We start from the raw sequence: 26103 nt of genomic DNA on the forward strand, positions 1-26103 counted from the left end.
ACCTTGGCTGGAAGAAACATTGGCTCATCTTAATTACAATCGACGCTGACCGCAGCATTGCAACGCCCTATTACGGCTAAAGAAGGAAGCTATTTGTGTCCATTCGTCCATTCCAGCAGCACACACCGACCTTGGGAGAGCGTGCCTTTGTCGATCGCTCGGCGGTGGTGATCGGTGACGTCGAAATCGGCGCCGACAGTTCCATCTGGCCACTGACCGTGATTCGCGGCGATATGCACCGCATCCGCATCGGTGCGCGCACCAGCGTGCAGGACGGTTGCGTACTCCACATCACCCACGCCGGGCCCTTCAACCCTGAAGGCTTCCCGCTGCTGATCGGTGATGACGTGACCATCGCCCACAAAGTCATGTTGCACGGCTGTAACGTGGGCAGCCGCATCCTGATCGGCATGGGTAGCATCGTGATGGACGGCGCCGTGATTGAAGACGACGTGATCGTCGGTGCGGGCAGTCTGGTGCCACCGGGCAAACGCCTGGCCAGCGGCTTTCTGTATGTGGGCAGCCCGGTGAAGCAAGTGCGCGAATTGACCGAAAAAGAAAAGGCCTTCTTTACCTACAGTGCCGGCAATTACGTCAAGCTCAAGGACCAGCACTTGGCCGAAGGCTACGCCCAGCCCGTTTAAGCCCCCCTTTTTGGAGCCCTGCATGCATTACCAGAACGTATTGTTCGACCTCGATGGCACCCTGACCGACCCACGGGAAGGGATCACCCGCTCGATCCAGTTCGGTTTGAGCAAACTGGGCATTGATGAGCCAGACCTGAGCAAACTCGAGCACTTCATAGGCCCGCCGCTGCTGCAACAGTTCATGGCCAGTTATGGCTTCGACGAGGCGAAGGCGTGGGAAGCGATGGGCTTTTACCGCGAGCGTTTTGCCGTGACCGGGCTGTACGAAAATGAAGTGTTCGAGGGTGTCACTCCCTTGCTGGAAGAGCTGGTTGCACAGGGCCGCCAACTGTTTATCGCTACCTCAAAGCCGCATATCTATGCCCGCGAAATTGCCCGCCACTTTGATTTCGCCAGGCACTTCAAGGTGATCTACGGTAGCGAACTGGACGGTACCCGCACCAACAAGGTTGAGCTGATTGCCCATCTGGTCAACGAACAAGGACTGGACCCGGCGCAAACCCTGATGATCGGTGATCGCAAGCACGACCTGATCGGTGCCCGCGACAACGGCATGGACGCAGCGGCGGTGGGCTATGGCTTTGGCAGCTTTGAAGAGCTGAACTCGTTTGCACCCAAGTACCACTTCGAAACCCTGGCGCAGTTGCATCAGGCGTTCAAGCGCTGACCTGCCCTTGTGGGAGCGGGCTTGCCCGCGATGGCCACGACGCGGTGACTCTTTCACCCTGCGGTGGCCCAATCGCGAGCAAGCCCGCTCCCACAATGCGCTAACCGGCGCGCAGCGCCATCTCTCGACGCAAATCCTCGCGCCAGCCCAGCAAAAACCCCAGTTCCACCACCACAAACAGCGGTCCCACGATCAGCCCGGTGACGTCATCGATAAACGCCGGCTTGCGCCCCTCGTAGTAATGCCCGACAAACTGAAACACCCAGCCCACCACAAACAGTCCAATGCCCCAGCCTAGCCAGGCAGCGGTGCCCAACCCCGCCAGCGCGTGCCCCAGCCACACCGTCAAAGCCAGCAGCAGCGTCATCAACAACCCCAGGCGCAACTCAAGGCGCAGGTAAAACACGGCACTGGCCAGCATCACCAGCACTGCCGGTGAAATACCCATCCATTGCGGGCGCGACAGCAGCGTTGCAACGGCAATCACGATCAGCGGGATGCCCACGAAATGCGTGGCGATATTGTGCGGGTCGCGGTGATAGGCAGCATATTGGCTCAAATGGTCGACCAGGCTTTTCATGGTGCAGAACCCTCAAATTTTATTTTTAGTTATAAACAAATAGCTTCTTATTCCTTAGCGAATCTAAAAACCGTCCCTATACTGACTCGGTAACACACATACCGCTGGAGGCGCACACCCATGGGCAACGATTCGATTCGCTATTTGATAGTGCCGGGCTGGCAAGGTTCGTCCGACGATCATTGGCAAACCCACTGGCAAAACAGCTTGCCGAACAGTGCTCGGGTGGAGCAGGCCGACTGGCTGACGCCCCGCCGCGAAGACTGGATCGCCGCCCTGGCCGAAGCCATTGCTGCCGACAGCACCCCCGTGATCCTGATCGCCCACAGCCTGGGTTGCATTACCGTAGCCCATTGGGCCGAGCGTGCGCCAGAAAGCCTGTTAAACCAAGTGCGCGGCGCGTTGCTGGTGGCCCCGGCAGACGTCGAGCGCCCGGCCTGTGCGCCGGCCTTGCGCAACTTTCCCCCGATCCCGACCCGGTCGTTGCCTTTTCCAAGCCACATCGTCAGCTCGGATAACGATGGTGCTGTCAGCGCGCCACGGGCTATGGAATTTGCCCGTCAATGGGGCGCCGAGATCGGCATCATCAGCGGCGCCGGGCATATCAACGTTAAATCCGGACACCAGCGCTGGGAGCAAGGCTTCGCCTTTTTATACCGCCTGCAAACCCGTATCGAGCACGGCGCCCTGCGTCGCGCGTGAATTCCTGTAACGCCCGCGCCCACCCTCCGGCGGCGGGCGGGAGCCTGCCATGAGCCTGCATGAAACCTTCGGTCAGCCGCTGCTGACCTTTCCTGACGCGGAAAAAAGCCCGCTGAGCATTCGCGCCAAAGCGCTGGTGTTTGTCGACCCCCGCTCGCGCCAATTACGCAACGATCTGGAGCTGCTCGCGCCGCGCGCCTTGCCCGTGCTGATTCGTGGTGAAACCGGCAGCGGCAAAGAGCTGCTCGCTCGACATATCCACCGCGCCAGTGACCGCACCGGCCTGTTTGTGTCAGTCAATTGCGGTGCCATCAGCCCCACTTACGCTGACGCCGAGCTGTTTGGCTATGCCGCCGGAACACACAGCAGTTCGGCCAGCAGCCGCGCCGGGTGGTTTGGTTCGGCCAATGGCGGGACTCTTTATCTGGACGAAATCGGCGACTTGCCGTGGGCAATCCAGACCAAGCTGCTGGCGGCCCTGGAAACCCACGAAGTCACCCGTGTGGGCGCCCATCAACCGAGCCCGGTGGACGTGCGCCTGGTGGCGGCCACCAGTATCGATCTGGCGCAGGCGGTGGCTGCCGGAAAATTCCACGAGCGGCTGTATCACTACCTCAGCGAAGGGCGGCTGGACTTACCCGCGTTGCGCGAGCGGCCGGGGGACATCCTTTCGCTGGCCGAATATTTCCTGGGCATTTACAGCCAGCGCCTGAACCTGCCCGTGCCGTTTATCAGCGACAGAGCCCAGCGGGTACTTGAGCGCCACAGCTGGCCGGGCAATACCCGTGAGCTGGAAAACGTGATTCATTTTGCTTTGCTGGTGAGCACGGGCGAGGAGATCCAGCCCGAGCACTTGAACCTGCCTGACGCCCTGAGCCAGATCGAGCTGTTTGTAAAAAGCGCCACGGCACAGGAGTTGGCGGCGATCAGGCAGTTGTTGCCTTGACCCTGTGGGAGCGGGCTTGCCCGCGATGGCAGCGACGCGGTGTATCTGTCACACCACGGCGTTCCTGTCGCGGGCAAGCCCGCTCCCAAAAAAACTCAAGTGAACAAAATGGCATAAGAAGCTGAATAAATATTATTGTTCTGGAATAAAGAAACTCGGTATTGTTCGCTTCGTCTTCCAGGAAAACCGTCATACGAACGGTCACACACATAAGGGTATCGCATGAAAAAGGTTCTGTTGTTTACCGCATTGGCGGCTGCTTTGACTGCAGGCCTGGCACAGGCTGGCGAAAAACTGGTGGTTGCCGCAACGCCGGTGCCTCACGCCGAAATCCTTGAGCTGATCAAACCAACCCTCGCCAAAGAAGGCGTGGATCTGGACATCAAGGTCTTCACCGATTATGTGCAACCCAACGTGCAAGTGGCCGAAAAACACCTGGACGCCAACTACTTCCAGACCCTTCCATACCTGGAAAGCTTCAATAAAGGCAAAGGCACCAACCTGACCACCGTGATCGGTGTTCACGTTGAACCCTTCGGTGGCTACTCGAAGAAGGTCAAAAACCTGTCCGAGCTTAAAGACGGCGCAACCATCGCTATCCCTAACGAAGGCAGCAACAGCGGCCGTGCCCTGATCCTGCTGCAAAAGGCCGGTCTGATCGAACTCAAAGACCCGACCAACGCTGTGTCGACCCCGAAGGACATCGCCAAGAACCCGCACAACTTCAAGTTCAAAGAGCTTGAGTCCGCACTGCTGCCACGGGTGCTGGACCAGGTTGACCTGGACATGATCAACACCAACTACGCGCTGGAAGCAGGCCTGAACCCGGGCACTGACGCGCTGATCATCGAAGGTGCTGATTCGCCATACGTGAACTTCCTGGTTGCCCGCCCTGACAACAAGGACAGCGTCGCAATCCAGAAGCTGGCCAAGGCCCTGACCAGCCCTGAAGTAAAAGCCTTTATTGCTGAAAAATACAAAGGTGCGGTACTGCCAGCGTTCTGATTACACGCCAGGCTACTGAAAACGCCGACGGCTTTTATAGCGTCGGCGTTTTTATTTGTCGGGCCAATACCAGGCGGGCTGGTCCAGCATGCGTTGGCCGACCACTTCTGTCTGGCCAAGGTTTTTTTCCAGCACGATGCAGTTGCACTCAGGGTCTTGTTGCAGGGCGGCGATCAGACGCCGGGCATGGGATACCACCCACACCTGCGAGTGCTGCGAAGCACTGATGATCAGCCGCGCCAGCGCGGGCAACAAATCGGGGTGCAAGCTGGTTTCCGGTTCGTTGAGCACCATCATGCTCGGCGGACGCGGGGTCAGCAAAGCCGCAACCAGCAGCAGATAGCGCAAGGTGCCGTCCGAGAGCTCGGCGGCAGACAACGGGCGCAACAGCCCCTCTTGATAAAACTCGATATAAAAATGCCCGCCGGGCACACATTCGATTTCCAGCCGTGCGCCAGGGAATGCATCGCTGATCGCGGCATGCAAGGCTTCAGGGTTGCCGACCTCAAGGATTGTTTGCAACGCAGCGGCCAGATCACGACCATCGTGATGCAGCACCGGCGTACGCGTGCCCAGTTGTGGTTGGCGCACAGGCGCGTCGGGGTCGGTGCGAAAGTGATCGTAGAAACGCCAGCCACGGATGGACTCGCGCAACTGCAACACTTCAGGGGATGCCTGCAAGCTGCCGACCTGATCGAACAGGCTGTCGAAAAGCGGCGTGTGCTGTGCCAACACCTGCCAGTTGCGGCCGTCACGGGCGCGGATCATGGGGCCTTTACGTTCAACCAGCTCGCTGGCCGGGCGGTAAAAAGGCCCTGCCCATAGGCTCTCATGCTTGATCTGCGGGTCGAGGTTGAACTGCGTGCGTCCGGGTATCGGCAAGCCCAGGGCGATGGCGTAGCTGAAGTCTTCTCCGGCAAAACCAAGGCGCAGGCGCTTGGCTTCCTGGGGCACGCTGGCGTTGACATCAACCTCGCCCAGCTTCATGCGGCGGGAGATCACCTCAGGCCCGGCCCAGAACGTCGAGCTCAGGCCGCCTTCACGGGCCAGGGCATTGACCACACCCCCCTGGGCGGTTTCGGCCAACAAGCGCAGGGCGCGATAAAGGTTGGATTTGCCACTGCCATTGGGGCCGGTGATCAGATTCAGCCGGGCCAGGGGCACCACCAACTGATTGATGGAACGGTAGTTGGCCACGGCCAGGGTGGTGAGCATGGGGTGACCTCATTTCGTGAAACTGATAGGCGGTAATAGAGTCCCACAGACGCTGAACACTGTTCTACGCTATCAACCGTATCCGCATGTTAAACGGCATCACGCAAAGGAGCTTGCATGGCTGGTCCACTGAACACGGGCATTTTGGGCTTGAGCCTGTTGGCGCTTCTCACCGCGTGCGGCAAGGAGGGCCCCAAAGAGCCTCTGTCCCCCCGGGTGTATGTGCAAGAGGTGAGTACCCGTGAGTTCGCCCCACCGATCCAGCTCAGCGGTGATATTCAGGCCCGGGTCGAAACCCAGCTGTCATTCCGGGTGGGTGGCAAGATTATCGAGCGCAAGGTGGATGTAGGTGACCATATCCAGGCCCATCAGGTGCTGGCCCGTCTCGACCCCAAAGACCTGAAGATCCAGGTCGAGACCGCCCAGGCCAGCGTTAACGCGCAACAGGCGCAAGTGGTGCAAACCCGCGCGGCGTTTGTGCGTCAGCAAAAGCTGCTGCCAAAGGGCTACACCAGCCAAAGCGAATACGATGCTGCCAATGCCGCCCAACTGAGCGCCAAAAGTGCCCTCGCAGCGGCCCAGGCGCAATTGGCCAACGCCCGCGAACAACTGAGTTACAGCAACCTGGAGGCCGAGGCACCGGGCATCATCACCGCGCGCCAGGCCGAAGTCGGGCAGGTGGTACAGGCCACCATGCCGATTTTTACCCTGGCCCGCGATGGCGCACGGGATGCCGTATTCAACGTGTATGAATCGCTGTTTATCGAACCCCCCAAAGACCCCACGGTACAGGTCACGCTGCTGAGCGATCCGACAATCAAGGTCAACGGCCAGATCCGTGAAATCACTCCCACGGTTGCGGCACAAAGCGGCACGCTGCAGATCAAGGTGCAGCTCGACGCCTTGCCCAAGGGCATGGACCTGGGCTCGATTGTCAGTGTCAACCTGACCCCGCCGCCCAGCGCCAGCATTGAACTGCCATGGTCGGCCCTGACCAAGGACATCAGCGAGCCCGCCGTATGGATCGCCGACGAGCAAAGCAATGTACGCCTGCAACGGGTCAAGGTCGGGCGCTACCTGACCGGCAGCGTGATTGTCAGCGAAGGCCTCAAGGATGGAGAAAAAGTCGTGGTTGCAGGGGGGCAGTTGTTACACCCGGGCATGAAAGTTGAAATCGTTCCCGCACCGGCAGAAGGGGTGCAGCTATGAGGCGTTTATGGATGATGCCGCTGGCTGCTGCGATGCTGATGGGCTGCTCGGAGAAACAGCCGCCGGAACCCGTTCGCCCGGCGCTGTATGTGATTGCCCGGCCCGAGCTGGTCCAGGATCTGGGCCGCTTTGCTGGGAGTATCGAAGCTCGTTATGAAAGCACCCTGGGCTTTCGTGTTCCGGGGCGCATCGTGCGCCGTTATTACGATGTGGGTGCGGTGGTGAAACAGGGTGACATTCTGGCTAACCTCGACCCCACCGATCAGCAAAACCAGCTGCGTGCGGCCCAGGGTGATTTGGCCAAGGTACAGGCACAATTGATCAACGCCAGGGCCAATGCCCGTCGTCAGCAAGAGCTGTTCGACCGTGGTGTGGGCGCCCAGGCCCAACTGGACACCGCGCAAGCCGACCTCAAGACCACACAGGCTTCGATGCAGCAGGCGCAGGCTGCGGTCAATCAGGCTCAGGACCAGCTCAGCTACTGCAACCTGCGCGCCGACCATGATGCCGTGATTACCCAATGGCATGCCGAGGCCGGGCAAGTGGTGAGCATTGGCCAGGAAGTGGTCACACTGGCCCGCCCTGAAATCAAGGAGGCGGTCATCGACCTCCCGGGTCCGTTGGCCGAAGCACTGCCCAAAGGTATCGAATTCCTCGTCGCCGGCCAGCTCGACCCGACTATCAACACCCGCGCCCATGTCCGCGAAATCGCCCCGCAAGCCGACAGCGCCACCCGCACCCGGCGCACCCGCCTGACACTGGACCAGACGCCGGCGGCATTCCGTCTTGGCAGCTCGGTCAGCGTGACCGTCAGCAGCCCGACGGCCGAGCACTTCCAGCTGCCGCTCACTGCCCTGCAGGAAGTCGACGGCCACAGCCGCGTATGGATCATTGACAGCGCCACTCAAACCGTCAGCCCGCGTGACGTCAGCGTACTGCGCCGCGACGCCCGCAACGTGCTGTTGTCGGGTGGCATCAAAACCGGCGACAGGGTGGTCAGTGCAGGTGTGTACAGCCTCACCCCCGGGCAGAAAGTCAGACTCGATAAGGAAAGCTCGCAATGAATGGGAAGTTCAACCTGTCCGAGTGGGCCCTGAAGCATCAGTCATTTGTCTGGTATTTGATGTTTGTCGCGGTGGTCGCCGGGATTTTTTCATACATCAATCTGGGGCGCGCTGAAGACCCGTCCTTCGCCATCAAAACCATGGTCATCCAGTCCAAATGGCCCGGTGCTACGGTCGACGAAACCCGCCTGCAAATCACCGACCGCATCGAGAAAAAGCTTGAGGAGCTGGATTCTCTCGACTACGTGCAAAGTTACACCCGGCCCGGTGAATCGACGGTGTTTGTGTTCCTCAAGGACACCACCAAAGCCGATGCCATCCCGCATATCTGGTATGAGGTGCGCAAAAAGATCGGCGACATTCGCGGCGACTTTCCCCAGGGCATTCAAGGCCCGGGGTTCGACGATGAGTTCGGTGATGTCTATGGCACCATTTTCGCCTTCACCGGCGACGGCTTCACCATGCGTCAGCTGCGCGACTATGTAGAGCAAGTGCGCACCGGCATTCGCGATGTACCCAATCGCGGCAAGGTGATGACCATCGGTGAACAGGACGAAACTTTCTACCTGGATTTCTCGACCCGCAAACTGGCAGCTTTGGGCCTCGACCAACAGCACATTCTGGAAAGCCTGCAAGAGCAGAACGCCGTCACTCCCGCCGGGGTAATCGAGGCCGGGCCGGAGCGCATGTCGGTACGCACCTCGGGGCAGTTCCACAGCGTTGAGGATCTGGCCGCCGTGAATCTGCGGGTCAACGACCGTTTTTACCGCCTGGCCGACATTGCCGAAATCACCCGTGGCTACGTCGACCCCGCGGCCCCCATGTTCCATTACAACGGCAAGCCGGCCATTGGTCTGGCAATCGCCATGATTGATGGTGGCAACATTCAGGAGTTCGGCAAGCAACTACAGCAGCGCATCGACGACCTGACCGCGCAGTTACCGGTGGGTGTTGGCGTGCATATGGTGTCCGATCAGGCGCAAGTGGTCGAGGAAGCTGTCAGCGGCTTCACCAGCGCCCTGTTTGAGGCGGTGGTGATTGTACTGGCGGTGAGTTTCATCAGCCTGGGCCTGCGCGCCGGTCTGGTGGTGGCGATCTCGATCCCGTTGGTGCTGGCGCTGGTGTTCGTGTTTATGGAATTTACCGGCATCGCCATGCAGCGCGTGTCGCTGGGTGCGCTGATCATCGCCCTGGGCCTGCTGGTGGACGATGCGATGATCACGGTGGAGATGATGATCACCCGGCTGGAACTTGGGGAAACCAAGGAGCAGGCGGCGACCTTTGCCTATCATTCCACGGCGTTCCCGATGCTCACCGGGACACTGGTGACCGTGGCAGGCTTTGTGCCCATCGGCCTTAACAACAGCTCGGCGGGGGAGTACACCTTCACCCTGTTCGCGGTGATTGCCGTGGCAATGCTGGTGTCGTGGGTGGTGGCCGTGCTGTTCGCGCCGGTGCTGGGCGTGCATATCCTCAGCGCCAAGGTCAAACCCAAGCCCGAGAAACCCGGGCGCCTGGCCCAGGCCTTCGACACCGCGCTGCTGTGGTGCATGCGTTATCGCTGGACGACCATTGGCGCGACAGTGCTGATGTTTGTACTGGCGGTGTTCGGCATGGGCCTGGTGCAGAACCAGTTTTTCCCGGCCTCTGACCGCCCCGAGATTCTGGTGGACCTGAACCTGCCGCAAAACGCCTCGATCCAGGAGACGCTCAAGGTCACCCAGCGTTTTGAAGAGTCGCTTAAGGGCGATGACGATATCGTGCGCTGGAGCTCGTACATCGGTGAAGGCGCGATCCGTTTCTACCTGCCGCTCGATCAGCAACTGCAAAACCCTTTCTATGCCCAGTTGGTGATTGTCAGCAAAGGCCTGGAAAGCCGTGATGCCCTGATCGAACGGCTCAACAAACGCTTGCGCGAGGACTTTGTGGGGGTGGGCAGCTTCGTGCACACCCTGGAACTGGGGCCGCCGGTGGGCCAGCCGCTGCAATATCGGGTCAGCGGGCCGAATATCGACCTGGTGCGCAAGTACTCGATCGACCTGGCCTCGGTGCTCGACGCCAACCCCAATGTCGGTGAAACCATCTTCAACTGGAACGAGCCCGGCAAGGTGCTGCGTATCGACATTGCCCAGGACAAGGCCCGCCAGTTCGGGCTGTCATCCGAAGACGTGGCCCATGTGATGAACAGCATCGTCAGCGGTGCCGCCGTCAGCCAGGTCAAGGACAACATTTACCTGATCAATATCGTCGGTCGGGCCAACAGTAACGAGCGCGGTACCCCGGAAACCCTGCTCAACCTGCAGATCACCACCCCCAGCGGCACCTCGATCCCGCTATTGGCTTTTGCCACGGTGCGCTACGAGCTGGAGCAGCCGCTGATCTGGAGCCGTGACCGGATCCCCACCCTGACCCTCAAGGCCTCGGTGCGCGGCTCGATGCAACCGACCGATCTGGTCAAGGTGCTCAAGCCCGAAGTCGACAAGTTTGCCGCCAACCTGCCTGAAGGCTACAACGTGCAAACCGGCGGCACGGTAGAACAAAGCGCCAAGGCCCAGGGCCCGATCGCCAAAGTCGTGCCGTTGATGCTGTTCTTGATGGCAACCTTCCTGATGATCCAGCTGCAAAGCGTGCACAAGATGTTCCTGGTGGTCAGTGTCGCGCCGCTGGGGCTGATCGGTGTGGTGCTGGCGCTGGTGCCCACCGGCACGCCGATGGGCTTTGTGGCGATCCTGGGGATTCTGGCGCTGGTGGGCATCATCGTGCGTAACTCGGTGATCCTGGTGACCCAGATCGACCAGTACGAACGCGACGGCTTCGATCCGTGGCACGCGGTGATGCAAGCCACCCAGCATCGTCGTCGGCCGATTCTGCTGACCGCGGCAGCGGCCAGCCTGGGCATGATTCCGATTGCCCGGGACGTGTTCTGGGGGCCGATGGCCTACGCCATGATCGGCGGCATTCTATCGGCCACCTTGCTCACGCTGTTGTTTCTGCCAGCGCTGTATGTGGCTTCGTACAAGATCAAGGAGAACAAGAACCCGCCGCCAGAACATGCGTAACCCAGTGGGGCGGGCTTGCTCGCGATTCGGACGACGTGGTCTGACAGACACACCGCGTCGATCCCATCGCGAGCAAGCCCGCTCCTACAGCAGGGTGATTAGTGTGAATTTACGAATGCCGGTATCAAGACAGCGGTCTTTAATTGAAGGGAGGTGTGAACCTGGTTTCAACCCTCTCCGCAGGGAGAGGGTTGGGGGGAGGGGCTTTGGGCTCTTGCTTCGGGCTTTTTAACGCTGCGCCTGCCCCTGCTGCATCACCCACTGCACCACTTGTGGCATCAGCACATCACTGGCCTGGCCAAAACCTGCGACCACGCCTGGTACCATCGGGTTGCTCAGCGGCTGGCGCGTCTCAAAGCGTTTGGAAGCAATCACCCGCTGATCGCTGCTGCGTACCAGGCGGGCGTTGTACTGGATCAGCACTTCCGGGCTTTTGCCGTTGTAGTGGGTCTGAAACGCCAACAATTCGCCCCCCAGTTCGTAATCGGACTGCAAGTTGCTGTCATCGGTGCTCAAGCCCTGGATCCTGCCATCCTGCAAGAAGGCCTCAAGCAGACGGTTGCGCAACAGCACCGGGGCCGTATCGCTCCAGCGGGCACCTTTGTAGTTACTGATCAGGTTGCCCTCAGGCACCACCACGATGTTCTGGCTGTTCAACGCGCCAGTGGTCATCGGCTTTTCCAGACGCAATGACCACTTCACTGGCGTACTCTGGCTGACGGCCATGGGTGCTTGCGCCGCCGGCAGCCGATACACATCGACTATCTCGGGTTTGGGCAAAATCGAGCAGGCGCTGAGCAGGCTCAGACCAGTAGCAAGGGCGATGGAACCTGCCAGGCGATAGGTGCGCTTCATGGGGTGAATTCCTTGTTCTGCTCGCGGCCCAGCAAGTAACCGCTTGGATTGGATTCCAGGCGCCGCGAGATCGAGCGCAATGTGCCAAGGGTTTCGCGCAGTTCATTGACTGCAGGGCCGAGCTGATTCAGCCCCTGCAGGCCGCTGTTGAGCGAGTCCTCATTGTTGTTGATCAGTTTGTTGATCGTCGCCGTGCTCTGCTGCAGGGAGTTCATGGCCTGCTCGGCGCTGTTGAACATCTGTTTGCCTTCGGTGCTCAACAGGCCGTTGGCGTTGCGCATCAGCACGTTGGTTTGCTCAAGCGTGACGCTGGCCTGTTTACCGACCTGGGCCAGCTGTTTCAATGTCTGGCTGATATCGCCGCGCTGACCGGCAATGGCTGTAGTGGTTTGCTCAAGGTTGTCCAGGGTCTTGCTGACACGGTTGACGTTGTCTTCGGAGAACAACGCATTGGCGTTATGCAGCAGCATATTGACGTTGGCCATCACGTCAGAGCCGTCGGTGAGCAGGCGGGCAATGGGCGAGGGCGAAGCCACGATTTCCGGCAGCTTGCCGTCCTTGCCCTTGAGGGGCGGGCTGTTGGGGTCACCGCCACTGAGCTGGATGATCGAAGTCCCGGTCACGCCGGTCAGCGCCAGCTTGGCCTTGGTGTCGACCTTGACCGGGGTGTTGGCCGCCAGACGAATGCGCGCCAGTACCCGGCGCGGGTCCTTGTCGTCCAGGCGCAGTTCGATCACGTCGCCGACCTTGATCCCGTTGTATTGCACCGAGCTGCCTTTGGACAGGCCGCTGACGGCTTCGTTGAACACCACTTCGTAATCCTTGAACGTGCTGTCCATGCTCGCCTTGGCCAGCCACAGGCCAAACAGCATGGCCCCGACGACAATCAGGACGCTGAACAGGCCGATCAATACATGATGGGCACGGGTTTCCATGTCATTGCTCCTTGAGGTGGGTTGCCGCTTCGTACGCGGCGCGGCCACGGGGGCCATGGAAATAGTCATGAATCCACGGGTCGTCGTAGTCTTCGACCTCAGTGATGGGTGCCGCCACCAGCACCCGTTTTTGCGACAGCACCGCCACCCGGTCAGTGATGGTGTACAGCGTGTCCAGATCGTGGGTGACCAGGAACACGCTTAACCCCAGCGCATCGCGCAGTGTCAGGATAAGTTGGTCAAAGGCCGCCGCGCCGATCGGATCCAGCCCAGCGGTGGGTTCGTCCAGAAACAGGATGTCCGGGTCCAGCGCCAGCGCCCGGGCCAGCGCTGCGCGCTTGACCATGCCACCGGACAGTGAAGACGGGTACTTGTCTGCTGCCGACAGGGGCAATCCCGACAGCGCCAGCTTGACGCACGCCAGGTGCTCGGCATCAGGCCGGCTCAGGCCGGCGTGCTCGATCAGGGGCAGGGCGATGTTCTCTTTTACCGTCAGTGAAGAAAACAGCGCACCCATCTGAAACAGCACACCAAAGCGCCGCTCGATCATTGAGCGCGCCTGTTCATCAAGGCTCATCAAGTCCTGGCCAAACACCCGGACCTGCCCTTCAGTGGGCCGACGCAAACCGACAATGCTGCGCAGCAGCACGGATTTGCCGGTGCCGGAGCCGCCGACCACGCCGAGAATCTCACCTTTGTACACATCAAGGTCGAGGTGTTCATGCACGGTCTGGCTACCAAAGCGGTTGCACAGGTCACGCACCTCGATCACGGTCTCGCCGGGTTTGCGCAGGGACGTACTCACCAGCCCATCTCCATAAAGAACAACGCGGCCACGGCGTCGAGGACGATCACGATAAAGATCGATTGCACCACGCTGGATGTGGTGTGGGCGCCCACCGACTCTGCGCTGCCGCTGACTTTAAAGCCTTCAAGGCAGCCGACCGCGGCAATCAGGAAGGCAAAGAACGGCGCTTTGACCATGCCCACCAAAAAGTGCTGCACGCCGATATCCGAGTGCAGCAGCGAAATAAACATGTCCGGCGAGATACCCAGGGACACCACGCAGACCACGGCACCGCCGAGGATGCCCGCCATCATGGCCATGAACGTCAGTAGCGGCAGGGAAATCAACAGCGCCAGCACCCGTGGCAACACCAGCAAGTCCATCGGATCGAGGCCCAGGGTGCGGATCGCGTCGATCTCTTCGTTGGCCTTCATCGAGCCGATTTGCGCGGTAAAGGCACTGGCCGTGCGCCCGGCCAGAAGGATGGCGGTGAGCAACACGCCAAATTCACGCAGGAAGGAAAACGCCACCAGGTCAACGGTAAAAATCCCCGCACCAAAGTTGGCCAGTACCGTGGCACCGAGAAACGCCACTACGGCGCCTACCATAAAGGTCAGCAACACCACGATCGGCGCGGCGTTAAGACCGATCTGCTCGATATGCGCCACCACCGGGGTAATGCGCCATTGTTTGGGTCGAAACAGGTTGCGCGCCAGGGTCTGCAGGATCAGGCCGATAAACCCCAGCAGTTGCAGGGAGTCTTGCCACAGCTTGTAGACCGCGCTGCCGATGCGGCTGAGCAAGAGGATGCCGACGTTCTGTTCCTGGGCTGCGACCGGCACGCAAAAATCGCGCATCGAGGAATAGACCGTTTGCAGCAAGGCGCGGTCGGCGGCGGGGAGTTTTTGGGCGGTGTCGGTCAACTGGCTGACGCGCTCTGCCCCCAGCAGCTCCACCAGCAGCGAAGCCCCGGCCGTATCGATGCTGGACACGTCGTCCAGGTTGATGGCGGTCTGTGCATCGTACTTGCCGACCAGCTGTTCGGTCTGCTGCTTGAGGCGTGTGTAATGGGCAAGCGTCCAGTCGCCGCTGATCAGCAGTCGCGCCGGATTACCGGAAGTGTCTAGTTGGGCATTGCCCGCCATGGCCGTAATAGTCTTAAGCTCCCAGCTCGGTACGTTTGAACGCAGACCTTATGTAATAGCACAATCCGGCAAAAGTGCTTCAGTTTGCCTTAACAACCGCAGGCGCAGATTGATCCAGGTTAACCCTGAAGCGCAAAACGCCGATCAGTTGCCCATCCTCGGTCAACACCCGGACTTGCCAGCGACCCACCGGGTCCGGCGGGAAATTCTGCTTGTGGGTCCAGGCGCGATAACCCTCTTTGCGCCCGCCATGAATATCCAGGGCGATGCGGTCGACCTCCTGGCCGTTGAGTTGCCACACATGGTAAATCCGCTCATTCAAACCCCGGGGCGCATTGATCGAGGTATAGGCGTACAGGCCACGACTGCGCAGCTCGCTGACGCTGATGTGCTTGATGCTCTCGCCCGGCGTGCGGTCCTGCAACTGGGTGGTGACGGCCACTTCGGTCATCCACAGCGTAGCCGGTGGCACCCAGGATCGCAGCAGCCAGCCGGTGCCGCCCAGGGCCAGGACTATCAAGGGCAATACCAGCCAGCCACGCCAGGTTTTCAGCGGCAGGCTCACGGCCAGGCTGGGAATGGACAGCAGCACGGCGGTGCCCAGCGCCAGTTTGTAGCTCTCGGAGGTGGTGAGGTTGAGGATGATCGGCAACGCCGTCAGCATGGCCGCGAACAGGGCCAGGGTGTGCAGGGCCAGAAACAGCCAGCGCCGGGGGGCCAGCCATTTGTAATACAGCGGGTCAGTGATGGCGATCAGTGCGCACACGCCCAGAAGTCCGGTAAAGACCAGTTGGCCACTGTTCCAAGTGGTGGTGATAAAGAAAAATGGCAGGACGAAAAAAAAACTTTCCTGGTGGATCATCTGGGTGGCATAGCGCAGCAGCGGTTCAGGTATTTCGCGCTTGAACACCCGGCTGAACAGCCGGGTGAAGGTGTTTTCCAGCATCAACCAGACCCAGCTCACCAGCAGGATCACCGCAATCCAGCGGGCCATGCCTTGCTGGCGGTCCACCAGAATGAAACTGCCCACCCCCGAGCAAAAGCCAAACGCCGCGATCAGCCCTGGATAGCGCTTCATCAACTCAAGGATGCGCTGTAGGTAGTGGTTCCAGTCTGGCATTTGGCAGTTCACATTCTGTAAGGGGAAAACCTGGACAGAATAGCGTTTTAGGCGCTCCGCGTCCGGCACGATTGAAGGGCCAAGGCCTGCATCGGCGCCCTGCAATCAATGCCCGTGGCTTCTGCCCACATGGCTGGGCTCGCCTTCCGGCGGGCTGACCGAGCCGCTGACTTCCAGCTGCTGCAAAATCCCGCAATGCTCCCCGTCAGGCCCCTCGCCACACTTTTGCCGCAGGTCGAGCAATTGCGCCTGCAGGGCCAGCAAACTGTCGACCCGCGCCTTGACGTGATGAATATGTTCGTCGATCAGCGCATTCACGCTTTCGCACTGGTCCTGGGGGCTGTCACGCAGGTTGAGCAGGCTGCGGATTTCTTCCAGGGTCATGTCCAGGCTGCGGCAATTGCGGATAAACGTCAGCCGCTCAACATGGGCCTGGGTGTACAAACGGTAGTTGCCTTCACTGCGCGCAGGCTCTGGCAGCAGCCCTTCGCGTTCGTAATAACGGATGGTTTCGACCTGACAGTCGGTCAATTTCGCCAGTTCGCCAATTTTCATCAAGCAGATCTCCAAAAGGATGCTTGACCCTATAGTGGCTACAGGGTCTTTACTTGGCAACAGGCACCTTTCCCGGACGCAATCTGATGAGCGATTCCATTCACGCACCGAACAAGCATGATCACGATCACGATCACGATCACGATCACGATCACGATCACGAACATGGGCATGGCGACACGCACGCTCACGCCCATAGCTGCTGCCCTGGCGCAGCGGGGCCGAGCGTCGTCAAGCTGGCCGCCGCGGCCACTGCGGGCGCGCGCCTGAGCAGCTTTCGCATTGAAGCGATGGACTGCCCCACCGAGCAGACCCTGATCCAGAACAAGCTGGGCAAGCTGGCGGGTGTGCAGCAACTGGAATTCAACCTCATCAACCGGGTATTGGGCGTGACCCACGACCTGCCGTCCGTCGGGCCGATTGTCGACGCAATCAAATCCCTCGGCATGCACGCCGAGCCCATCGATTCCGGTGCGGATGCGGCCCCGCCTGCACTGCCTGCGAAAAAACACTGGTGGCCTCTGGCCGTGGCCGGTGCGGGCGCGTTGGCGGCTGAAGTGCTGCACTTTACCGATGCTGCACCCACCTGGGTGATTGCGCTGGTGGCGCTGGTGTCGATCCTCAGCGGCGGCCTGACCACCTATAAAAAGGGCTGGATCGCCCTGAAAAACCTCAACCTGAACATCAATGCACTGATGAGCATCGCCGTGACGGGGGCCGTGTTGATCGGCCAATGGCCGGAAGCGGCGATGGTGATGTTCCTGTTTACCGTGGCCGAACTGATCGAAGCCAAATCCCTCGATCGTGCGCGCAATGCCATCAGTGGCCTGATGCAAATGGCGCCGGACAAGGCCACCGTGCAGCAGGCGGATGGCAGCTGGATTGAGCTTGAGGTCAAAGACATCGCCCTGGGCAGCCTGGTCAGGGTACGGCCGGGCGAGCGTATCGGCCTGGACGGTGAAGTGGTAGCGGGCAACTCCACAGTCGATCAGGCGCCGATCACCGGTGAAAGCCTGCCCATCGAGAAAGCGCTGGGCGACAAAGTCTTCGCGGGCACCATCAACCAGTCCGGCGCCCTGGAATACCGGGTGACGGCAGCGGCCAACAACTCGACCCTGGCGCGGATCATTCACGCTGTAGAGCAGGCCCAGGGCGCCCGGGCACCGACCCAGCGTTTCGTCGACAGCTTCGCGAAAATCTATACCCCGCTGGTGTTTGCCTTTGCCCTGGCAGTGGCGGTGATCCCGCCGTTGTTTATGGGCGGCGTATGGTTTGACTGGATCTACCGTGCGCTGGTGTTACTGGTGGTGGCGTGCCCTTGTGCGCTGGTGATTTCGACGCCGGTAACCATCGTCAGCGGCCTGGCGGCTGCGGCCCGCAAGGGGATTTTGGTCAAGGGCGGGGTGTACCTGGAAAGCGGCCACAAGCTCGACTTCCTGGCCCTGGACAAGACCGGCACCATCACCCACGGCAAACCGGTGCAAACCGATTACCTGCCCCTTGATCCGCTGGTCACTGACAGCGCGGTGCTGTTGGCCGCCAGCCTTGCAAGCCGTTCCGATCATCCGGTGTCGCTGGCTGTGGCTAATGCTGCTGTGGATAAGAATCTGCCTTTGAGTGCTGTGGATAACTTCACCGCGCTGGCGGGGCGCGGAGTGCGTGGCGAAATCGACGGCAAGCTCTACCACCTGGGCAATCACCGCCTGGTTGAAGAATTGGGCCTGTGCTCTCCTGAACTCGAGACCGAGCTGTTTGCGCTGGAAGAACAGGGCAAAACCGTGATCTTGCTGTGCGACAGCGCAGGCCCGCTGGCGCTGTTCGCCGTGGCAGACACAGTCAAGCAAACCAGTCGTGAAGCGATCCGCGAGTTGCATGAGTTGGGCATCAAGACCCTGATGCTGACCGGCGATAATCCTCACACGGCCAACGCCATTGCCGCCCAGGTCGGTATCGACGAAGCCCAGGGCAACCTGCTCCCGGAAGACAAGCTCAAGGCGATCGAAGCGCTGTATGCCAAGGGCCATCATGTAGGCATGGTGGGCGACGGCATTAATGACGCTCCGGCCCTGGCCCGTGCCGAGATCGGTTTTGCCATGGCCGCGGCAGGTACGGATACCGCGATCGAGACCGCCGATGTTGCCCTGATGGACGACGATCTGCGCAAGATACCGGCTTTTATTCGCCTGTCACGGCAGACCTCCAGCATCCTGAAACAGAACATTGCCTTGGCATTGGTCATCAAGGCGATCTTTCTTGCGGTAACCTTCCTCGGTTTGGCCACCATGTGGATGGCCGTGTTTGCCGACATGGGCGTCAGCCTGTTGGTGGTGTTCAACGGTTTGCGCCTGTTGCGCAAATAGATCAAGAGGGGCTGTTGTGCTGAGTGCCGAGCTGAAAGCGTTTTACCGGGTGGCCCAACTGGGCAGCATTACTCAGGCCGCCAAAAAGCTCGGGCTGAGCCAGCCGACTGTGACCACGCAAATCCGCAACCTCGAAAGCCAGTACGGTGTAGAGCTGTTTTACCGTGGCGGCCGGCGCCTGACCCTCAGCGATGACGGCGTACGCCTGCTGCCGATGGTCAAGGCGTTGCTGCAGCAAGAAGCCGATATCGAATTCTTTTTGCGCAACAGCGGCCAGGGCACCGGCATGCTGCGCATTGCCGCGACCGCGCCGTATTACATCCTGGATCTGGTCAAAGCCTTTCGCGAACGCTTGCCGCAGATCGAGGTGGCGGTGGATATCGGCAACTCCCAGCAGGTGCTGGAGGCACTGGACGAATACCGGGTCGATATCGCGGCTTCCTCACAACTGGTGGAAGACCCGCGCCTGATCCGCCGCGTCCTGGGTGCCGATCCGCTGGTGCTGGCGGTGCATCGCAATCACCCATTGGCCAAGCTAGAGCATGTACCGCTCAGTGCGCTGGCCGGGCATTGCTTGTTGATGCGTGAGCAAGGTTCGACCACGCGCCAGTTGACCGAAGACCTGCTGGCCAATGCCGGGGTGAGTTTTGGTCCGCTGCTGGAAATTGGCAGCCGGGAGTCGATCCGCGAAGCGGTGCTGCGCAATATCGGCATCAGCATCATCGCTCGCCAGGAAGTACCTCATGACCCGCAGTTACGGGTACTGACCCTTGAGAATGCGCCAGTGATCCATGAGTACCTGTACTGCCTCAAAGAGCGAAAAGCCGCGCGTTTGCCGGCCGCGTTTCTGGGGCTGGCGCAGGAAATGGCCCCGGCCTGACCACAACCACTGTGGGAGCGGGCTTGCTCGCGATGCAGACGATGCGGTGTGTCAGGCAAAACGCGGTAAGGCCATCGCGAGCAAGCCCGCTCCCACAATGACCCTGCACCCATACCCAAATCCACCAATACCACTATCGGCTGCTTTGGCCTTGCTGCCACATCTTGTACGCATTGCATCTCTAGGATGGCCCTTATCTGCTTGATGAGGTGCATCCATGAACAGCTCGAACACAACCGCTTTTACCCAGCCCGGCGTGCCGATGAAGGTGCGCAATGTGAGCAAGCGCTTTGGCGCCTTTACCGCGCTGGATAACGTCTCGCTGGAGGTGGCTGCAGGCGAGCTGGTGTGTCTGCTCGGCCCGTCCGGTTGCGGCAAGACCACGCTGTTGCGTTGTATCGCAGGCCTGGAGCATCAGGACAAGGGCGCACTGTACCTGGGTGATCGCGATGTCTCCGAGCTGGCGCCGCAGGCCCGTGATTACGGGATTCTGTTTCAGTCCTATGCTTTGTTCCCAAATCTGACTGTTGAGGCCAACATTGCCTACGGCCTGGCTGGCAGCAATCGTGAGGTGGTGCGCAAGCGCGTCGGCGACATGCTGGAGCTGGTGGGCCTGACCGGCAGCGAAAAGAAATTCCCGGGTCAGCTTTCCGGTGGCCAGCAGCAGCGGGTCGCCCTGGCCCGTGCCCTGGCGCCATCGCCGTCTCTGCTATTACTCGACGAGCCAATGTCGGCCCTGGATGCCCGCGTCCGTGAGCATTTATGTACCGAACTGCGCCAATTGCAGCGCAGCCTGGGCATCACCACGCTGATGGTCACCCACAATCAGGACGAAGCCATGCTGATGGCCGACCGTATTGCTGTGATGAACAACGGCAAGGTCGAGCAGTACGCCACCCCGCAAGAAATCTACGACAAGCCGGCCACGCCGTTTGTCGCCGAATTTGTGGGGCAGGGCAACTGGCTACCGTTTTTGCGCAACAGTGCCACCCACGCTCAGGTCGGCGGCATGAACATGCGCCTGGCAGATGACGCTGGCCGCGCCGCCTCGGGGCGTTTGTTCTGCCGTCCCGAAGCCATCAGCGTCAATCCGGTGCTGCATCAGGAAAACCTGTTCCCGGCCCGGGTTCGGGAAATTACCTTTCTTGGCAATCGCTGCCGCATGAGCTTCGAACTCAACCACCTGCCGGGTCATGCCCTGACGGCCGAAGTCGGCAGTCAGGACCTGCCGCGCCTCGGCACACCGGATATTTTTGTCGCCCTGCCACCCGGCAGCCTGCAGGTGTTTGCCTGACATGGCCGCTGAAATGGCCCTGCCATTGCCCGGCAAAATGTCCCGCCAAGCCAGCAGAGCGGAACTCGGTGACCGTATCTTCGTGGTCGGCGGCAAGCTGCTGTTACTGCTGTTGTTGAGCGTGGCGGTGCTGATGCCGTTGCTGGCAATCTTCTGGCGCGGCTTCAGTGCCGAAGACGGCCAGGGCGGCGGCTGGGTCGCGGCGCGAGAACTGGTCACCAGCGCCAACTTTCACTGGCTGCTGGGTAATAGCCTTAAGGTTTCCCTCAGCGTGGCGGCCATCGTCGTACCGCTGGCGTATCTGTTTGCCTACGCCCTGCAAAGGACCATGATCCCCGGCAAACGCATCTGGCGCGGGTTGTCGTTGCTGCCACTGATGGCACCTTCAATGCTGCCGGGCATCGCGCTGGTGTATCTGTTTGGTAACCAGGGCATGTTACGTGGGCTGGTTAGCGACAATATCTACGGCTTCTGGGGCATCGTTCTCGGTGAGGCCATCTACACCTTCCCGCACGCCTTGATGATTTTGCTGTCGGCTTTGTCTCTGGCCGATGCACGTTTGTTTGACGCTGCATCGAGCATGGGGGCCGGGCCTTTCAAGGCCTTTCGCAGCATTACCTGGCCGGGCACCAAACAGGCCGTGTTTGCCGCGTTCTGCCTGGTCTTCACCCTGACCATCACCGACTTCGGTGTGCCCGTGGTGGTGGGTGGCGACTATCAGGTGCTGGCGCTTGAAGCCTACAAGGCCGTGGTCGGCCAGCAGCAATTCGGTCGCGGCGCCTTGATCGGCATGGTCCTGCTGTTGCCTGCATTGTTCAGTTTCGGCGTTGATGCCTGGCTGCGCCGCCAGCATGGCGATTCGATGAGTGGCCGCGCCCAAGTGTTCAAACCCGTGCCGTCGAAGGGCCGTGACCGCTGTTATCTGGCCATTGTGCTGCTGATTTGCGCCACCCTGCTGCTGGTCTTCGGGATGGCGGTGTACTCGTCGCTGGTCAAGTTCTGGCCATATAACCTGTCGCTATCGCTCAACCACTACCAGTTCAACGACACCGCAGGCGGCGGCTGGCTGGCCTATCGCAACAGTGTAACGATGGCGCTGTGTACGGCGGTGATTGGCAGTCTGGTGATCTTCACCGGCGCCTATCTGATGGAGAAAACCAGAAGCCAGAAAGGCCTCAACCTGGCCCTGCGCATGCTCAGCTTTGTGCCGATGGCCGTGCCGGGGCTGGTGCTGGGACTGGGCTACGTGTTCTTTTTCAACCTGCCGGGCAACCCGCTGCATGTGCTCTACGGCACCATGACCCTGCTGGTGGCCTGCACCATTGCGCATTATTTGACCACTGCACAAATGACTGCGACCACGGCCCTGCGCCAGCTCGACGGCGAATTCGAAGCCGCCGCACTGTCGCTCAAGGCGCCGCTCTATCGCCATTACTGGCGCGTCACCGTGCCTATCTGTCTACCCGCACTGCTGGACATCATGCGCTACCTGTTTGTCTCGGCGATGACCACCGTGTCGGCGGCGATCTTCCTTTACAGCCCCGACACCATCCTCGCGGCGGTGGCGGTGCTGAACATGGACGACGCCGGCAACGTTGGCGGCGCGGCGGCGATGTCGACCCTGATCCTGTTCACTTCGGCGGGTATGTCCTTGCTGCTGGCATGGGCTTCGCGCGGTTTGCTGCGCCGCTCCCAGGCCTGGCGCCAGGGTGCGCCCGCGCAATAACAACAACCCTGCCCCTACACCCCAAAAGGAACCGCACCATGTTCAAGCCTCTTGCTCTTGCCGCTGCTGTCCTCACTGCTTTTAGCTTCAATGCGTTCGCTGCCAAAACTGAACTGACCGTGTACACGGCCCTGGAAGCCGAACAGCTCAAGACCTACAAGCAGGCCTTTGAAAAGGCCAACCCGGACATTGAGATCAAGTGGGTGCGCGATTCCACGGGCATCATCACCGCCAAGCTGCTGGCGGAAAAAGCCCGTCCGCAAGCAGATGCGGTGTGGGGCCTGGCGGCATCCAGCCTGGCGATCCTCGACCAGCAGGGCATGCTGCAAAGCTACGCCCCCAGGGACCTGGCCAAGATCGGCGGCAACTACCGCGATGCAGCCAACCCGCCGGCCTGGGTGGGCATGGACGTGTGGGCCGCGACCATTTGCTTCAACACCATCGAGGCGGAAAAACAGGGCCTGAGCAAGCCGGTGAGCTGGCAGGACCTGACCAAGCCTGAATACAAGGGCAAAATCGTGATGCCCAACCCGGCCTCGTCCGGCACCGGCTTTCTGGATGTGAGCGCCTGGCTGCAGACCTTCGGCGAGAAACAGGGCTGGCAATTTATGGACGACCTGCACCAGAACATCGGCCAGTACGTTCATTCAGGTTCCAAGCCTTGCAAGCTGGCAGCTGCGGGGGAATTCCCGATCGGTATCTCCTTTGAATACCCGGCCGTACAGCTCAAGCGTCAGGGGGCACCGCTGGATATCGTGTTGCCTAAAGAAGGCCTGGGTTGGGAAATCGAAGCGACGGCTGTAATCAAGGGGACGCCGCACGAAGAGGCAGCAAAAAAGCTGGCTGACTTCTCCGCAAGCCCCGCGGCGATGGAGCTTTATAAAGAGAACTTCGCGGTACTCGCCCAGCCCGGCATCGCCAAGCCACAGACCGAGCTGCCAGCCGACTACGAGCAGCGCCTGATCAAGAACGACTTCGCCTGGGCCTCACAGAACCGCGACAGCATCCTGGCCGAGTGGCGCAAACGCTATGACGGCAAGTCCGAGAAAGCGGCGCAGTAGTTTTGTAGCCACAAAAGACCTGTGGGAGCGGGCTTGCCCGCGATTGGATCGCTGCGGTTGGACAGCCGCACCGCGGCGCTTGTATCGCGAGCAAGCCCGCTCCCACAAGGGAAGTGAAGTTGCCCTTCAGGACATCGTGATGACTCAACCAATCCTTATCGTCGGCGCCGGCATTCTGGGCTTGTCCCACGCCTACGCCGCTGCAAGACGCGGTCTCAAGGTACGCGTCTTCGAGCGCACCGCCACGCCACTGGGCGCCTCGGTGCGCAATTTCGGCCAGGCGCTGGTCACCGGCCAACCACCGGGCGTGATGCTCGATCTGGCCCGTGCCAGCCGCGACATTTGGGCAGTCTGGGCGCAGCGCGCAGGCTTTGATCTCAAGCGCAACGGCTCGTACCTGTTCGCCCGCACCGAAGCCGAAGAGCACTTGCTTGAGGCGTTCTGCCAAGGTCGTGCACGCGAGTTCGGCTACCGCGCCGAATTATTGCGCGGTGCAGAAATGGATGCGCTGTACGGTGGCCAGTTCAGCCATCATCGCGCCGCTTTGCATGGCCTTGACGACCAGCAGGTGTATTCACGCGAAGCCATTCCGGCCCTTATCAACTATTTGCAGTGTGAGCTGGGCGTCGAATTTCATTTTTCGACCCTGGTGCGCGAGGTCGAACCCGGTCAGGTCCATACCACGGCGGGGAGTTTCAAGGGTTCGCAGGTGATTGTGTGCTCGGGGCACGATTACCTGACCCTGCTGGCCGAGCCACTGGCCCGGCTCAACCCGAAGATCTGTCGCCTGCAAATGCTGCGCGTGCGGCCCAAGGTCAACTTGAGGCTGCAACACGCCCTGCTGACCGGCCTGAGCTGTGTGCATTACGGCGCTTTTGCCGACTTGCCCGAAGCGGCGCCAGTGCAGGCCGAAATCCTGCGTGACAGCCCGCATCTGGAGCAGCACGGCATTCACCTGCTGATCAGCCCGACGCCTTATGGTGATTTGATCGTCGGCGATTCTCATGATTACAGTGAGGATCCCTCACCCTTCAACGGCGAACAGGTGGATAACTGGATGCTGCAACTGTGCGAAGACACACTGGGCTGTGAAGTGCAGGTGGTCGAGCGCTGGCAGGGCGTCTATGGTGCCAAAGGGGCCAGGCCATTTACCTGGCTGCAGGTGGCGCCCGGCTTGAATGCGGCGCTGATGCACACCGGCGTGGGCATGAGCGTGGGCCCGGCAATGGCCGAGGGCAATATCGCCCGGATGCTGGAGGAGATGTGATGACACACGCACAGCAAGTGGTTGAAGAGGTATTTGGCTTGTACCGGCAATACGGTACCGATGATTACATCGGCGAGCCGGTGTCACAGATCGAGCATATGTCCCAGGCCGCGCAGCTTGCGCTGGATGAAGGTTATGACGATGAAGTGGTGTTGGCCGCGTTCTTTCACGATATCGGGCACTTTTGCGTCAATGATGCGAAGAACATGGATGGATACGGTGTAGTCAGCCATGAGCGGGTGGGCGCCGATTATCTGCGCCGTGCCGGGTTTAGCGAGCGGCTGGCCAAACTGGTGGAATACCATGTACAGGCCAAGCGTTACCTGACCTTGCGTCAGCCGGGGTATTTCGATTTGTTGAGTGAGGCGAGCATTCGCACCCTGGGTTATCAGGGCGGGGTGATGAGCGAGGCCGAGGCGGATGCCTTCGAGCAGGACCCGTTGTGCGGGTTGAGCCTGCGCATGCGGGTGTGGGATGAACAGGCCAAAGAGAGGCATGTGCCGCTGATCGACCTGCACATGCTGAAGGACAAAGCCCTGCGCCTGCTGAATGCATGATCACTGATCATTGTGGGAGCGGGCTTGCTCGCGATGCGTACGCCGCGGTACATCAGCTTTACCGCAGCAATCCAATCGCGAGCAAGCCCGCTCCCACAGGGGGGGCGACATCTAGATCTGCCCGGCCAACAACTCAATCTGCTCCTGACGCTCAGCCTGGCTCAACTTCGGATGCGGGTTGAGCGACGACCATTGCGGGTGCGCCCGCGCCTTGTTCAGGGCTTCGGGCAGTTTGCCTTCGCGCCAGGTCTTGTCCTGCGGGGTGGCGACCTTGATGCTGTCCACCGCCGCATGCCCGCGAGCATTGAGAGCGTGCAGCAATTGCCGTTGGCGCAACGCCAGCAGGCGTAACACGCTGTCGTCCACGGTCAACTCGCGCTGGCCCTTGAACTTGCCCAGCAAGCGGCTGCCGTAGCTGCGCGCGGTTTGCAGCGCACCGCCGGCAATGGCCCCGGCCAGCGCCGCCG

Annotated in this window: 24 protein-coding genes; 15 read left to right on the forward strand and 9 right to left on the reverse strand. The window is 60.5% G+C overall.

Going from position 1 to position 26103, the window contains the following annotated elements; genetic code table 11:
* Window positions 1-95: 95 nt before the first annotated feature.
* Window positions 96-644, forward strand: a complete 549-nt coding sequence (locus GHN92_RS07405) for a gamma carbonic anhydrase family protein (protein WP_095017850.1) — start codon at window positions 96-98, stop codon at window positions 642-644.
* 22 nt (window positions 645-666) lie between these two features.
* Window positions 667-1314 carry an HAD family hydrolase gene (locus GHN92_RS07410; RefSeq protein ID WP_094999761.1) on the forward strand — a complete coding sequence of 216 codons (648 nt, stop codon included), beginning with the start codon at window positions 667-669 and terminating at the stop codon, window positions 1312-1314.
* A gap of 100 nt (window positions 1315-1414) precedes the next feature.
* Here the strand turns inward: GHN92_RS07410 and GHN92_RS07415 are convergent, their stop codons facing one another.
* Entirely contained in the window at window positions 1415-1894 is a 480-nt protein-coding gene (locus GHN92_RS07415) for a DUF962 domain-containing protein (protein WP_094999762.1), read from the reverse strand.
* Between the two features lie 120 nt (window positions 1895-2014).
* Here GHN92_RS07415 and GHN92_RS07420 point away from each other — a divergent pair, with 120 nt between their 5' ends.
* From GHN92_RS07420 to GHN92_RS07430, 3 genes are all read left to right on the forward strand, one after another.
* Window positions 2015-2596: an alpha/beta hydrolase gene (locus GHN92_RS07420; RefSeq protein ID WP_153379785.1), complete on the forward strand. Its 582-nt coding sequence runs from the start codon at window positions 2015-2017 to the stop codon at window positions 2594-2596.
* Between the two features lie 49 nt (window positions 2597-2645).
* The gene (locus tag GHN92_RS07425) at window positions 2646-3542 is read left to right on the forward strand and encodes a sigma 54-interacting transcriptional regulator (protein WP_153379787.1); all 897 of its coding nucleotides are present in this window, start codon (window positions 2646-2648) and stop codon (window positions 3540-3542) included.
* Window positions 3543-3764: 222 nt separating this feature from the next.
* On the forward strand, window positions 3765-4547 hold the full coding sequence (locus GHN92_RS07430; RefSeq protein WP_153379789.1) for a MetQ/NlpA family ABC transporter substrate-binding protein: 783 nt from the start codon (window positions 3765-3767) through the stop codon (window positions 4545-4547).
* A 51-nt stretch (window positions 4548-4598) separates the two neighbouring features.
* Here GHN92_RS07430 and GHN92_RS07435 read toward each other — a convergent pair whose 3' ends face one another.
* Window positions 4599-5762, reverse strand: a complete 1164-nt coding sequence (locus GHN92_RS07435; RefSeq protein WP_094999766.1) for an AAA family ATPase — start codon at window positions 5760-5762, stop codon at window positions 4599-4601.
* Window positions 5763-5879: 117 nt separating this feature from the next.
* Between GHN92_RS07435 and GHN92_RS07440 the strand changes: the two genes are divergently transcribed.
* From GHN92_RS07440 to GHN92_RS07450, 3 genes are read left to right on the forward strand one after another with little or no spacing between them, the layout of a single operon-like run.
* On the forward strand, window positions 5880-6971 hold the full coding sequence (locus GHN92_RS07440; RefSeq protein WP_153379791.1) for an efflux RND transporter periplasmic adaptor subunit: 1092 nt from the start codon (window positions 5880-5882) through the stop codon (window positions 6969-6971).
* Window positions 6968-8035 carry an efflux RND transporter periplasmic adaptor subunit gene (locus GHN92_RS07445; protein ID WP_094999768.1) on the forward strand — a complete coding sequence of 356 codons (1068 nt, stop codon included), beginning with the start codon at window positions 6968-6970 and terminating at the stop codon, window positions 8033-8035. Before GHN92_RS07440 ends, GHN92_RS07445 begins: the two co-directional genes overlap by 4 nt.
* Window positions 8032-11094, forward strand: coding sequence for an efflux RND transporter permease subunit (locus GHN92_RS07450; protein WP_094999769.1), 3063 nt, complete (start codon window positions 8032-8034; stop codon window positions 11092-11094). Before GHN92_RS07445 ends, GHN92_RS07450 begins: the two co-directional genes overlap by 4 nt.
* Window positions 11095-11322: 228 nt before the next feature.
* On the opposite strand, the gene GHN92_RS07455 is transcribed toward GHN92_RS07450, so the two are convergent.
* From GHN92_RS07455 to cadR, 6 genes are all read right to left on the reverse strand, one after another.
* The gene (locus GHN92_RS07455; RefSeq protein WP_094999770.1) at window positions 11323-11949 is read right to left on the reverse strand and encodes an ABC-type transport auxiliary lipoprotein family protein; all 627 of its coding nucleotides are present in this window, start codon (window positions 11947-11949) and stop codon (window positions 11323-11325) included.
* A complete protein-coding gene (locus GHN92_RS07460) occupies window positions 11946-12884 on the reverse strand; it encodes an MlaD family protein (RefSeq protein WP_094999771.1) in 939 nt (312 codons plus the stop codon). The genes GHN92_RS07455 and GHN92_RS07460 overlap by 4 nt, the downstream gene beginning before the upstream one ends.
* Before the next feature lies 1 nt (window position 12885).
* Window positions 12886-13677 (reverse strand): ABC transporter ATP-binding protein, encoded by a 792-nt coding sequence (locus tag GHN92_RS07465; protein ID WP_153326752.1) that lies wholly within the window; start codon window positions 13675-13677, stop codon window positions 12886-12888.
* An 8-nt stretch (window positions 13678-13685) separates the two neighbouring features.
* A complete protein-coding gene (locus GHN92_RS07470) occupies window positions 13686-14816 on the reverse strand; it encodes an ABC transporter permease (RefSeq protein WP_094999773.1) in 1131 nt (376 codons plus the stop codon).
* Window positions 14817-14895: 79 nt separating this feature from the next.
* On the reverse strand, window positions 14896-15936 hold the full coding sequence (locus GHN92_RS07475) for a DUF5924 family protein (RefSeq protein WP_094999774.1): 1041 nt from the start codon (window positions 15934-15936) through the stop codon (window positions 14896-14898).
* A gap of 105 nt (window positions 15937-16041) precedes the next feature.
* The gene (gene cadR / locus GHN92_RS07480) at window positions 16042-16491 is read right to left on the reverse strand and encodes a Cd(II)/Pb(II)-responsive transcriptional regulator (RefSeq protein ID WP_094999775.1); all 450 of its coding nucleotides are present in this window, start codon (window positions 16489-16491) and stop codon (window positions 16042-16044) included.
* An 86-nt stretch (window positions 16492-16577) separates the two neighbouring features.
* On the opposite strand from cadR, the gene GHN92_RS07485 reads away from it, so the two are divergent.
* From GHN92_RS07485 to GHN92_RS07515, 7 genes are all read left to right on the forward strand, one after another.
* Window positions 16578-18851 (forward strand): heavy metal translocating P-type ATPase, encoded by a 2274-nt coding sequence (locus GHN92_RS07485; protein ID WP_153379793.1) that lies wholly within the window; start codon window positions 16578-16580, stop codon window positions 18849-18851.
* 16 nt (window positions 18852-18867) lie between these two features.
* A complete protein-coding gene (locus GHN92_RS07490) occupies window positions 18868-19731 on the forward strand; it encodes a LysR family transcriptional regulator (RefSeq protein ID WP_095017842.1) in 864 nt (287 codons plus the stop codon).
* Window positions 19732-19948: 217 nt separating this feature from the next.
* The gene (locus GHN92_RS07495; RefSeq protein WP_095017841.1) at window positions 19949-21025 is read left to right on the forward strand and encodes a putative 2-aminoethylphosphonate ABC transporter ATP-binding protein; all 1077 of its coding nucleotides are present in this window, start codon (window positions 19949-19951) and stop codon (window positions 21023-21025) included.
* 1 nt (window position 21026) lies between these two features.
* The gene (locus GHN92_RS07500; RefSeq protein ID WP_095017840.1) at window positions 21027-22751 is read left to right on the forward strand and encodes a putative 2-aminoethylphosphonate ABC transporter permease subunit; all 1725 of its coding nucleotides are present in this window, start codon (window positions 21027-21029) and stop codon (window positions 22749-22751) included.
* A gap of 38 nt (window positions 22752-22789) precedes the next feature.
* Window positions 22790-23812 carry a putative 2-aminoethylphosphonate ABC transporter substrate-binding protein gene (locus tag GHN92_RS07505; protein ID WP_094999977.1) on the forward strand — a complete coding sequence of 341 codons (1023 nt, stop codon included), beginning with the start codon at window positions 22790-22792 and terminating at the stop codon, window positions 23810-23812.
* 139 nt (window positions 23813-23951) lie between these two features.
* Complete coding sequence (locus GHN92_RS07510; RefSeq protein ID WP_153379795.1) at window positions 23952-25079, forward strand: TIGR03364 family FAD-dependent oxidoreductase; 1128 nt, start codon at window positions 23952-23954, stop codon at window positions 25077-25079.
* Entirely contained in the window at window positions 25079-25636 is a 558-nt protein-coding gene (locus tag GHN92_RS07515; protein ID WP_153379797.1) for a phosphonate degradation HD-domain oxygenase, read from the forward strand. The genes GHN92_RS07510 and GHN92_RS07515 overlap by 1 nt, the downstream gene beginning before the upstream one ends.
* A 111-nt stretch (window positions 25637-25747) precedes the next feature.
* On the opposite strand, the gene GHN92_RS07520 is transcribed toward GHN92_RS07515, so the two are convergent.
* On the reverse strand, window positions 25748-26103 hold a 356-nt coding region (locus tag GHN92_RS07520; RefSeq protein ID WP_153379799.1), incomplete at its 5' end, for a DUF3482 domain-containing protein.

This window comes from Pseudomonas sp. FSL R10-2964 (assembly GCF_009600035.1).
GTDB lineage: Bacteria > Pseudomonadota > Gammaproteobacteria > Pseudomonadales > Pseudomonadaceae > Aquipseudomonas > Aquipseudomonas bubulae.